8 protein-coding genes and 1 pseudogene are annotated in these 11,323 nt (G+C 72.1%); 2 read left to right on the plus strand and 7 right to left on the minus strand.

All coding sequences use genetic code 11. The features are described from left to right. Positions 1–166: 166 nt before the first annotated feature. Genes AB0L59_RS29590 through pcaC form a run of 4 tightly spaced genes read right to left on the minus strand, consistent with a single transcriptional unit; the run spans position 167 to position 3,384 of the window. Positions 167–586 (minus strand): DUF6278 family protein, encoded by a 420-nt coding sequence (locus AB0L59_RS29590; RefSeq protein WP_365589532.1) that lies wholly within the window; start codon positions 584–586, stop codon positions 167–169. A 15-nt stretch (positions 587–601) separates the two neighbouring features. Next, positions 602–1,381, minus strand: a complete 780-nt coding sequence (locus tag AB0L59_RS29595; protein WP_365589534.1) for an exodeoxyribonuclease III — start codon at positions 1,379–1,381, stop codon at positions 602–604. A 42-nt stretch (positions 1,382–1,423) separates the two neighbouring features. Beyond that, positions 1,424–2,059, minus strand: coding sequence for an MBL fold metallo-hydrolase (locus tag AB0L59_RS29600; protein ID WP_365589536.1), 636 nt, complete (start codon positions 2,057–2,059; stop codon positions 1,424–1,426). 35 nt (positions 2,060–2,094) lie between these two features. Then, the gene (gene pcaC / locus AB0L59_RS29605; protein WP_365589538.1) at positions 2,095–3,384 is read right to left on the minus strand and encodes a 4-carboxymuconolactone decarboxylase; all 1,290 of its coding nucleotides are present in this window, start codon (positions 3,382–3,384) and stop codon (positions 2,095–2,097) included. 189 nt (positions 3,385–3,573) lie between these two features. On the opposite strand from pcaC, the gene AB0L59_RS29610 reads away from it, so the two are divergent. Then, the gene (locus tag AB0L59_RS29610) at positions 3,574–4,407 is read left to right on the plus strand and encodes an SDR family oxidoreductase (RefSeq protein WP_365589540.1); all 834 of its coding nucleotides are present in this window, start codon (positions 3,574–3,576) and stop codon (positions 4,405–4,407) included. 308 nt (positions 4,408–4,715) lie between these two features. Here AB0L59_RS29610 and AB0L59_RS29615 read toward each other — a convergent pair whose 3' ends face one another. The 3 genes from AB0L59_RS29615 to AB0L59_RS29625 form a co-directional block, all read right to left on the minus strand. Then, the gene (locus AB0L59_RS29615) at positions 4,716–7,331 is read right to left on the minus strand and encodes a DHA2 family efflux MFS transporter permease subunit (RefSeq protein ID WP_365589542.1); all 2,616 of its coding nucleotides are present in this window, start codon (positions 7,329–7,331) and stop codon (positions 4,716–4,718) included. Positions 7,332–7,557: 226 nt separating this feature from the next. After that, positions 7,558–9,843, minus strand: coding sequence for a SpoIIE family protein phosphatase (locus AB0L59_RS29620; RefSeq protein ID WP_365589544.1), 2,286 nt, complete (start codon positions 9,841–9,843; stop codon positions 7,558–7,560). Between the two features lie 163 nt (positions 9,844–10,006). Then, positions 10,007–10,657: a hypothetical protein gene (locus tag AB0L59_RS29625; protein WP_365589546.1), complete on the minus strand. Its 651-nt coding sequence runs from the start codon at positions 10,655–10,657 to the stop codon at positions 10,007–10,009. A 395-nt stretch (positions 10,658–11,052) separates the two neighbouring features. Between AB0L59_RS29625 and AB0L59_RS29630 the strand changes: the two are divergent. Further along, positions 11,053–11,323 (plus strand): annotated as a pseudogene (locus tag AB0L59_RS29630) (hypothetical protein); the annotation flags it as partial.

Consider the following 11,323-nt stretch of genomic DNA (forward strand, 5'->3'; position numbering starts at 1 on the left):
TTGTTCACATCGTGAAAATCGATCAACGGATCGACGGCCATACGCAGCCCTACTCGCTCTCCGCCGTGTCGTGGTTGCCGCAAACTATCCAGCCGTCGGCGGAGTTGAGGGACGACACGCACCTTTCGAGCATTAGCCGTATTTACCGCACAGGGATCGGGGAGCCTCAGGCCTCGGCGATCTCCGCGTACAGCTGGGACAGCTCGGGGACACCGCTCGCGGCCCAGTCCTGCCCGGCGCCCACGACTTCCACCTCACGGCCGGAGTCCAGCCGGACGACGGGCTCGCCGTCCGGACGGATCAGCCAGGCGGCGCCGGGCACGGTGCGCACCACGACCGTCCCCAGGTAGAGCCCCGCGTCATTGCCCAGCCAGGGCAGGGTCTCGGCGTCGTCGCGCCAGCGCGGGACGAGCTGGTCCAGGGCCTCCAGGGAGGCCGGGGTGTCGTCGAGGCGGACACCGGCCCGGGCGGCCTGCGAGCGGAGCAGCTCGCACTCGGACAGCAGCGCGGCGACCGACTCCGGGTCGGACGGGAGCCCGGCGTCGCCGTCCTTCTTGTGCCGGTGGCCCAGGAACGGAAGGTTCATGGACCCAGCGTGGCATCAGACGTCGAGGTCGACCACCACCGGAGCGTGATCGGAGGCTCCCTTGCCCTTGCGCTCCTCGCGGTCGACGTAGGCGTCCTTGACGGCCTTGGCGAACGGCGCGTTGCCGTACACCAGGTCGATGCGCATGCCGCGGTTCTTGGGGAAGCAGAGCTGGCGGTAGTCCCAGTACGTGAACGGGTGCTCGTACTTCAGCGGGCGGGGCACCACGTCGTTCAGCCCTGCCTCGCGCAGGGAGGCGAGGGCGGCGCGCTCGGCGGGGGTGACGTGAGTGGAGCCCTCGAAAACGGCCCGGTCGTAGACGTCGTCGTCGGTCGGCGCCACGTTGTAGTCACCCAGGACGGCGAACGGGCGGCTGCCGCCCGCGTCACCGGCGACGGCGGCCTTCAGGGCCTCGAACCACTGGAGCTTGTACGCGTAGTGCGGGTGCTCCACCTCGCGGCCGTTGGGGACGTACACCGACCAGACGCGGACCGGGCCGCAGGTCGCCGAGATGGCGCGCGGCTCGGTCACACCGTCGAAGCCGGGATCGCCGGGCAGGCCCTTGACGACGTCCTCGACGCCGACCCGGGAGAGCACTGCCACGCCGTTCCACCGGCCGGTGGCGTGGACCGCCGACTCGTAGCCCAGCTCGCGCAGCTGGCCGAACGGGAACTGCTCCTCGGCGACCTTGGCCTCCTGCAGGCACAGCACGTCGGTGCCGCTGCTCTCCAGCCAGGCCAGCAGCCGCGGAAGGCGGGCGGTGATCGAGTTCACGTTCCAGGTAGCGATGCGCATGCCTCACAACCTACCCGGCGGGTCCGACAGCCGGGCCCCCGCTCACACCTCGGCGAAGGTCCCCGGGCTCAGCCGCTGGTGGTCCGTGCCGCCCAGGGCGCCGATCTGACGGTCGTAGATCGGGCGGGCGAGGTCGGTGAGCAGGGCGTCGTGGACGTCGTAGGCGCGCTGCGGCTTCACCTCGCGGACGTAGTCGATGACCTCGGAGATCTTGTTCCAGGGGGCCATCACCGGGAGCATCAGCGTCTGCACGGGACGGTCGGGGACGGTGAGGGCGTCGCCGGGGTGGAAGACCCTGCCGCCGTCGATCAGATAGCCGACGTTGGTGATCCGCGGGATGTCCGGGTGGATCACCGCGTGCAGTTCGCCGTGGACCTGCACGTCGAAGCCGGCCGCGGTGAAGGTGTCGCCGTGGCCGACGGTGTGCACCCGGCCCGGGAAGGCCGCCGCGATCTGCTCGGCGACGGACCCGAGCGTCCAGATCCGGGCCGCCGGGTTGTTCTCCATGGCGGCCCGGAGCCGGAACTCGTCGAAGTGGTCCGGGTGCTCGTGCGTGATCAGGATGGCGTCGGCGCCGAGCGCGGCGTCCTCCTCGCTGAACCCACCGGGGTCGATGACCAGGGTCTGCCCGTCCTTGTCGAGGCGGACGCAGGCGTGGGACTTCTTCGTGAGCTTCATGACACACCATCCTGCCGCGCCCGGTGTGCCGCGGCTCACTCGGCGGGCGTGGTCTCCTCCTGGATGACCTGCCGGGCCACCCGGAACGCGCTGTTCGCGGCCGGCACCCCGCAGTACACGGCCGTCTGCAGCAGCACCTCCTTGATCTCGTCCGGGGTGAGCCCGTTGCGCAGGGCGGCCCGGGTGTGGAGGGCCAGCTCCTCCAGATGGCCGCCCGCCACCAGCGCGGTCAGCGTGACACAGCTGCGGGTACGGCGGTCCAGGCCCGGCCGGTCCCAGACCTCGCCCCAGGCGTAGCGGGTGATGAGGTCCTGGAACTCCCCGGAGAACCCGTCGGCCTGCGCCAGCGCCCGGTCCACGTGCGCGTCGCCGAGCACCTCCCGGCGGATCTTCAGCCCGGTCTCGTAGCGGTCGGGCCGCGCGGCCGGCTGTGCCGGTACGGCGGCCGGGGCTATCTCGGCGACCGGCGCGGCGTGCGGCGGCGCGGCGATGGCCGGGCTGACCGGGGCGGCCGGCAGAGCGGTCTGGCCGGTCTCGTACGGCTGCTGCCAGGCGCTGGAGAAGTGGTGGACCAGCAGGTCGGTGACGGCCGCCGGCTGCTCGACCGGGACCAGGTGGGAGGCGCCGGGCACGACCGCGAGCCGGGCGTCCGGGATGCCCGCGACCAGGGTGCGGGCCTCGGCAGGCCCGGTGACCTGGTCGTCGGAGCCGACGAGCACGAGCGTCGGCGCGCCGACCCGGCCGAGCTCGGACCGTACGTCGAAAGCGGCGAGTGCCTCGCAGGCGGCGATGTAGCAGCCGGGGTCGGTGGTGCGGACCATCTGCACCGCCCACTCGGTGATCGCCGGCTGGGCCGCGGCGAAGCCGCTGGTGAACCAGCGGTCCGGCGAGGTCCGGGCGACCGGGTCGAGCCCGTTGGTGCGGACGATCACCCCGCGTTGCCGGAACTCGTCGGCGGTCCCGAACCGGGGGGAGGCGGCGACCAGCGCCAGCGAGGCGAGCCGCTCGGGGTGGCGCAGGGCCAGCTCGACGCCCACCGCGCCGCCCAGCGCACAGCCGGCGTAACCGAAGCGCTGCACACCGAGCGAGTCCAGCGTGGCCAGCAGCCGGGTGGCCAGCTCGGCGACGGAGCCCGCCGGGTGGGCGGGGGCACCGCCGTGACCGGGCAGGTCGAAACGGAGGACGCGCCACTGCTTGGTCAGCTCCGGCACCTGGCGATCCCACATGTGCCAGGTCGTGCCGAGTGAGGGAGCCAGGATCAGGACAGGGGCCTCCGCCGGCCCGTCGAAGCGGAATTGCAGGGTGTTCGGTGGTGTCTCGCTCACTCGCCCCAGCCTCTCATGCGGTGCGGACCCACAGATCGCCGGGGCGAACCCGGCCCGCCGGAGCGGCCGCCGGGTCCGGCGGACGCCTTCGGCGGACCGCGCGGTCGCCTGGCCGGAAGTCGTCGGCGGCGGGGCCGTCGGATCTAGGGTCGGACGCGTTGATCATCCAGGTGAAGGGGGCTGACCACAGTGGCGGACGAGCGGGTTATCGTCGTGACCGGCGGAGGCACGGGCATCGGGGAGGCCACGGCCCGGCTGCTGCGCGCGGAGGGCCACCGCGTGGTCGTCTCCGGTCGGCGGGCCGAACCCCTGAGGCGGCTGGCGGAGGAGACCGGGGCGCTGGCGTGCCCCGCGGACGCCGGGGACCCGGACGCGGCCGAGGAGCTCGTCCGGGCGACCCTGTCCGCGCACGGTCGGCTCGACGGGCTGGTGCTGAACGCGGGCATCGGGCGGGGCGGGGCCGTCGGGGACATGTCGTTGCGGGACTGGGACGAGGTGATGCGCACCAACGTCACGGGCCCGCTCCTGCTGCTGCGCGCGGCGATCCCGCACCTGCTGGAGTCCAGGGGTTCGGTGGTCGCCGTCGCTTCCGTGTCCGCGCTGCGCAACGGCACGAGCAACGCCCCGTACGCCACCTCCAAGGCGGCCCTGCTCCAGCTGTGCCGTTCCGTCGCCGTCGATTACGGGCGGCAGGGGGTGCGGGCCAACATCGTGTGCCCCGGATGGGTGCGCACCGAGATGGCCGACCGGCGCATGGCGCGCTTCGCCGAGGAGGCGGACCTGCCCGGCGGGGGCGTGGAGGCGGCCTATGCGGAAGCGACCGGGGTGGTGCCCGCCGGGCGGCCGGGCGAGCCGCGGGAGATCGCCGAGGCGATCGGCTGGCTGCTGTCACCGGCCGCGTCGTACGTCAACGGGGCGGTGCTCACCGTGGACGGCGGAGCGACGGCCGTCGATCCGGGGACCCTCGCCTTCGACTTCCGCATCACGCCGCGCAGCGGCGAGGACTCCACGGCCTCCCGGTGACCGCCGACCGCGCTCGTGCCTGAACAGGTGTCGTCACGGACCGCCGCTTCCGACCGGCGGGCGGCGTTCGTGCGGCGGCTCGCGGCGCGGGGAGTGGGGAGTGGGGCGGCCGCGGATCGGCGGATCGTCACCGGAACGGAACCCCGGCGCGCCCGATCCTCCAACACGCTCGGGATGCCGGCGCGGGAGGCCGGTACAGGGCCTCCCGCTCGGCGGCGGACCACCCCACGGGCTACGGACCACCCGATGGTCGCTGCACACCACCTGATCGTGCCGGCCCCGGCCCGCGCCGCCGGCCGGTGCGGGCGCTACCGGGACGGGTCCTCGTGGGACAGTTCGAGGTCGACGCCGCTCACGCCGCTGCCGTCCACGCGCACCGATGCGGCGACCGGGGCGTAGCCGCTGGCGATGACGGTGTACTCGCCGCCGTCGAGGTCGGTGAAGCCGTAGGCACCGTCGCGGCCGGTGAGCGCGGTGCCGACCACGTTTCCGGCCGAGTCCAGCAGGGTGACCTTGGCGTCGTCGAGCGGACTGCCGGTGGCGGTGCTGATCACACCGCCCAGCCGGGAGCCGGGTTCGAGCCGGACCTCGTACGTGCCCCCGTTCCCCGGGGTGACGTCGACCGGGAGGGCGACCGGGCGGTGTCCGGGCGCGTTCACCACGAGCGTGTACCCACCGGGGACCAGATCGGCCAGCGCGAACGCGCCGTCGTCGGCCGAGGTCCCGGAGGACACCACCTCGCCGCGTACGTCGGTGGCGACCAGCAGGGCTCCCGGCAGCGGGTGTCCCTCGACGGAGTCCCGGACCGTCCCGGTGAGGGCGACGGTGCCGCTGAGGGCGAGATCGCACTCGACCGGCTCCTCGCCGACGAGCACCGTGACGGCCTGCGGCTGCCGGGCACCGGCGGCGCCGATCAGCACATAGGTGCCGGGGCCGGTGACGGTCATGGCGTAGCCCCCGTCCGGGCCGCTGACGGCGCGGCCCAGCTGCCGGCCGCCCACGTCGATCAGGGTGATCACGGCCTCCGGCACCGGCGTGCCCGTGCCGTCCAGCACGCGGCCGTGGACGCCGTACCGCGAGGCGCCCGGCACGGGCTCGAACCGGTCGGCCACCGGTGCGGCGGCGGGCCGGCCGGCGGTGGGCGCCGGTTCGGCGGCGGAAGACTCCGTGGCGGCGGACTCGGCGATGGGCTCGGCGGCGGGTCCGGTCGGTTCCGACGCCCGGGCGCCGCCCTCCTCGGCGGCCCGCGCCTCCAGCCCGGAGACCTGGCGCAGCGGCACCTCCTTGGTCCACACGGCGACCAGGAAGCCCAGGACCATCACAGCCGCCGCGATCAGGAACACGAGCTGCATCGAGTCGGTGAAGCCGACCTTGAACGGCTCGGCCAGGCGCGGGTCGAGCCGCTGGATGAACGAGGAGTCGTCGAGGACGCCGGAGCCACTTCCGCCGCCCGCACCGGGGTGCTTGAACAGCTCCAGCACCGGCCCGTTGGCGGGGTTGGCCCGTACGGCCGGATCGTGGAGGGCGGCCTGGAAGGCGGGCGTGGCGGCCGCGGCCCGGAAGGCCGAGCTGATCTTGTCGCCGACGGTGCTGAACAGCACGGACAGGAAGACCGCCGTACCGGCGGTGCCGCCCATCTGCCGGAAGAAGGTGGCCGACGCCGTCGCCACGCCCATGTCCTTGGGCTCGACGGCGTTCTGCACGGCCAGGGTCAGGATCTGCATGCATCCGCTGAGGCCGACGCCGAACAGGGCCATGTAGGCCATGGTCTCCGGCAGCGCCGTGTTCCACTCGACCCGGTAGTGGAACAGCAGCATGGCGGCGATGATCAGCAGGGTGCCGATGACGGGGAAGATCTTGTACTTGCCGGTCTTCTGGATGATGCGGCCGACCACGATGGTCCCGGCGATCATCCCGACCATCAGCGGCAGCATCAGCAGGCCGGACTTGGTGGGACTGACACCCTTCACGATCTGCAGGTACAGCGGAACCATCATCATTCCGCCGAACATGCCCATGCCGACGAGCACGGACAGCAGGCTCATCTTGCTGAACACCGCGCTGCGGAAGAGCCGCATCGGGATCAGGGCCTCCTCGCCCATGGCCCGCTCGACGAAGACCCACACGATCAGGCCGACCGCGCCGACCGCGTAGCAGACGGAGGCCTTCGTGGAGGTCCAGCCCCAGTCCTGGCCCTGCTCGGCCACGAGCAGCAGCGGTACCACGCCGACGGCGATGGTGAGCGCGCCCCACCAGTCGATGCGGTGCTCGCGCCGGGTGTGCGGGAGGTTCAGCACCTTGGCGACGACGAACAGGGCGATGATGCCGACCGGCACGTTGACCAGGAACACCCAGCGCCAGCCGGCGATGGCCAGGATGCTGCTCCGGCCCGCCAGGAAACCGCCGATCAGCGGGCCGAGCACGCTCGAGGAGCCGAACATCGCGAGCATGTAGCCCTGGTACCGGGCCCGCTCGCGGGGCGGCACGATGTCACCGATGATCGCCAGCGCCAGGGACATCAGGCCGCCGGCGCCGATGCCCTGGAAGGCCCGGAAGGCGGACAGTTCCGTCATCGAGGTGGCGAACGAACAGGCCGCCGAGCCGGCGATGAAGATCGTGATGGCCGCGAGGAAGAAGGGCTTGCGACCGTAGAGGTCGGAGAGCTTCCCGTACAGCGGCGTGCTGATGGTGGAGGTGATCAGGTACGCGGTGGTCACCCACGCCTGGGCGCTCAGTCCGTGCAGATCGTCGGCGATCGTGCGGATCGAGGTGCTGACGATGGTCTGGTCGAGTGCCGCGAGGAACATCCCCAGCATCAGGCCGCTGAGGATCGTCATGATCTGACGATGCGACAGCCTGCCGGCTGGAGCCGATTCGGATATCACTCCGGTTCCCCCACGGGCCGGGGATGCGGACGTGGTCATGCGTGCGGATCTCCTTGCCTGGCCTCGCCGCCGGGCCCTGCCCGGCCGGGAGGCTCGCGTTACGTGCGGTCCACCAGGTCGTCGTCGAGTGCCGCAGCGGACGGGCCGGACGATCATCACTCACGATCCGTTGCTTGCGGCTACCAACTGAGTGTAGGTCCTGGCGCCGGCAGGCTGTGTCGCATCCGTGCCGGAGTGAACTGCGAGTCGTCGTGTCATCCGAGCGTCAGGTGGACCGTTGCGCCCAGACGGTCTTTCCCTCGGCGTGGTAGCGGGTGCCCCAGCTGTCGGTGAGGGTCGCGACGATGAACAGGCCCCGGCCGGACTCGTCGATGGTACGGGCGTGCTTGAGATGCGGGGCGGAGGTCGAGGCGTCACTGACTTCGCAGGTGAGGGCCCGGTCGCGGATCAGGCGCAGCCGGATGGGCGGGGCGCCGTAGCGCACCGCGTTGCCGACGAGCTCACTGGCGATGAGTTCCATGGTGAAGGCGGTGTCCTCGTCGACGTTCCAGGCGTGCAGCCTGCGGTTCACGGCCGCGCGCGCCAGCGGTGCCGCCTCGGGACCGGCCGGCAGGGGGCAGGTGAGGATCCGCTCCGCGGGCAGGGCGTGGGTGCGCGCGAACAGCATCAGCGCTTCCCCCGAGTGGTCGTCCTCGGTGAGGGCGTACGAGATCCTGTCGCACAGGTCGGTCAGCGGCCGCTCGACGGCCTCGCTCAACAGGGAGTGCAGCGGCGCGGACGGGGCGAGGACCTTGTCGGCCAGAGCGAGGGTGCCGATCGCCAGGATGCTGCCCGCGGGGAGGTCGACCGTGGTTGCGGGAAAGGGTGCGTTGCCGGTGCCGGCGAGGAGGGGACCCGCGGGCACGGACAGGGTGGCCGAGCTGCCGTCGGCATGGACCGCGACGGGCTCGCACAGCCCGGCACGGACGACGGTGCAGGTGAGGTCGACCGGGTCGTAGACGGCGATCAGGCACCCGGCGGTCAGCGGCTCACGGTGCAGGGGGTCGCCCGGGGGGAGGGCCGCGCGTTCGGCGGCCAGGCTGGCGGCGGTGTCGTTCAGCCGGGCCATGAGATCGTCCGGCGGCAGGTCCAGCGCGGCCAGGGTGTGGATGACGGTCCGCAGTTGCCCCATGGTGGTGGCCGCGGCGATTCCCCGTCCGGCGACGTCGCCGACGACCAGTGCCGTCCGCGCTCCCGCCAGGGGAATGACGTCGAACCAGGCGCCGCCGCCCTCGCAACCGGGGATGTGGAGATGGGAGACGTCCACGGTGGACGGCGCCTCCGGCCGCTGCGGAAGCAGCCTGCGCTGCACCGTCGCCGCGACGGTCCGTTCCCGCGCGTAACGGCGGGCGTTGTCGATGCACAGCGCGGCGTGCGCGCACACGTCGGACGCCAGGGCGATGTCCCCCTCCTCGAAGGGGTCCTCGTCCTCGTGCCGGTAGAAGCTGATCACACCGAGCGCCTCGCCCCGCAGGGCGAGCGGAGCCACGATCAAGGAATGCGCGTGGGAACGCGTGATGGCCTCGGCCCGGGCCGGATCGGCCGCGAGCCACAGGCTGTCCTCCTCCACCGTCACCAGCCGCGGCCGCAGATCGGTCAGCACCCGCGCGAAGGGGGTCCCGTAGGGCAGGTGACGTACATCACCCACCGGGTACGCCGACATCCGGCCCCGGAACGCCGCCCGCCGAAGCGGCACATCGCGGTCGACGGGGACCAGTGGCGGCACCTCGCCCCGCACCACGTCCTCGATCACCTCCACCACCGCGATCCCCGAGAACGCGGGCACCACCGCATCCACCAGCTCCTCGCTGACGGCGATCACATCCAGCCGTTCCCCCACCCGCCTGCGGACCTCGTCCAGCACCGCCAGGCGCTGCAACGCCCGCTCGCGTTCGGTGACGTCGACCGCGGAGGCCACCAGGCCGAGCACCTCACCGCGTGCGTTCTCCAGGCGCGCGTAGCTCACGGAGTAGACGGCGCGCTCGCGGCCGGTCGTGCTCGACCTGCCCCGTACCAGCCGGTTCACCGCCGGCTTCCCGCTTTCCAGGACCCGGCGCGCCGCCGTCTCCTCCTCGGCAGGGTCGGCGAGCCGGTACGCCTCGGCGAAGACCCGGCCCAGCAGACGGCCGGCCGGCGCATTGCGCAACGCCGGGCTCGCCGTGTTCACGCGGACGATGCGCAGCTGGTCGTCCAGCACGTGCAGGCCCACCGGGGACTGGCTGAACATGGCCCGCAGGATCGCGAGGTCCTGTCCGGAGACGGCGTCGGCCGCGGCACGGACCTCCCACACCACCGAGGATTCCGTCAGCACGGGCTTCACCAGCAGATGACCTGCGTGTTCGACCCGAGCCCGGCGCCACTCCTCATCGGCCGCGGCCTCGCGGACGAGGGCTGCGACGGACTGTCCGACGGCCTCCTCGGCCGACCATCCGAAGATCTCCTGCGCCAGTCGGCGCCACTCGGTCACCCGGCCGCCCTCATCCACGTACATGAGCACGTCACCAAGAACCATGGGCAGCACACCTCCGTCCCCCTCCATGCCCGCGGGCCCCGTCAGCCGGCCCGCTCGAACGTGCGCGGCCACCGGCACGGCGGCCCGGCACCCTCACGCCGGCCCCCCGGCACTGCCGGGGCGCACGGTCGCTCCATGCGGCATCCGGACGAACGGCACGACGTCAGTAGCGCTGCGCCTTGGCGAGGACGGGCGTCAGCTTCGGCTCCGGCGGCTGGTGGCTGAAGGCAATCGGCTGTTCCTTTTTGCCGGGTCCGAGGTGCTCTGCGCCGACGTACCGGGTCTCGACCACCTTGCCGGCCGCGTTCTTGAAGTCCACCTGGACGGCGTAGGAGGCTGCGCTGCGGGTCTTGTTGGTGATGGTGACCAGGACGGCGAGCACGCCGCCGGACTGTGACCTCGGAATGCCCGTCATGGCGACCTCGGAGAGCGCGTTGCCCCGGCCCTCGACGTTCTTCAGCTCCTTCTGCGCGGCCGCGCTCCTGCGCTGGGTCTCGGCGTCCACCGAGGCCTCGAACTCGGAGGCGCGCGCCGAGGCCGAGGACGCCGCCGCGGAGGCGGACGCCCGGGCCGAGCTGATCGCCGAGGAGGCCGAGGACGCCAGAGCCGACGGCGGGGTGCCGGAGAACGACGAGACGTTCGGCGTACGGGGAGTTCCGGCCGGGGACGAGGAAGCCTCACTTCGATTGCTTCCGTTGCCGCAGCCGACGAGCCCGCCGGTGAGCAGAAGGCTGCCGAGGGCGATTCCCAGGATGATCCGGCGCGGGGCCCTTCCGGGGCCTTTCGGGTGGGTCACGGACATGGTGCCGTCCAAGGAGTCGATGGTCTGGTTCCTCCATCGTCAGGCGTGGATTTTCCGCTCGCGAGTCGACGCCGGGACCCCGGAAACGGGCCCCCGGCTGTGATGCCACCCATAGGAGCCAGATCACATCCTAAAGAGGGCCGTACGGCCTTACCCCTCCCGAGCTGCACAGAACTCTTCATAACGGCTTATTTCGGACATTGCTCCGAAGTCAGGTAGTACGTCACATCATTGCGCACCCCTCAACCGGCCGTTAAACATTGCTGTCGTTGCCGGGAAGCACAGGCCGGACCGAGCGGGACACCGCCGGATCTGCCCCTCCCGATGCAGCGCGGGGCCCCGCCCCACGCCACCGCGACCGACAGCGGCCGGCCAACACCGACGACGTCCTTCCGTGGAGAGTTCCTTTGACCAAGACCACCCGCACCCGCATCGCCCGTCTTCGCACCCTCGCCCTCACCGGCATCACCACCACCGGCGCCGCGGCCGCCGCCCTCACCCTGATGCCGACGACCGCCCAGGCCGCCGAAGCGACGCAGGTGCCCGCCTCCTCGGTGGTCACGGCCTCCTCGAACGACGCCCACACCGCCGCCCAGGGCAAGACCGGCGCCGCCAACAACCTCGACGGCTGGATCAAGCAGTCCCTGCAGATCATGAAGGCCAAGGGCATCCCGGGTA

This window comes from Streptomyces sp. NPDC052109 (genome assembly GCF_040680195.1).
Classification (GTDB): Bacteria; Actinomycetota; Actinomycetes; order Streptomycetales; family Streptomycetaceae; genus Streptomyces.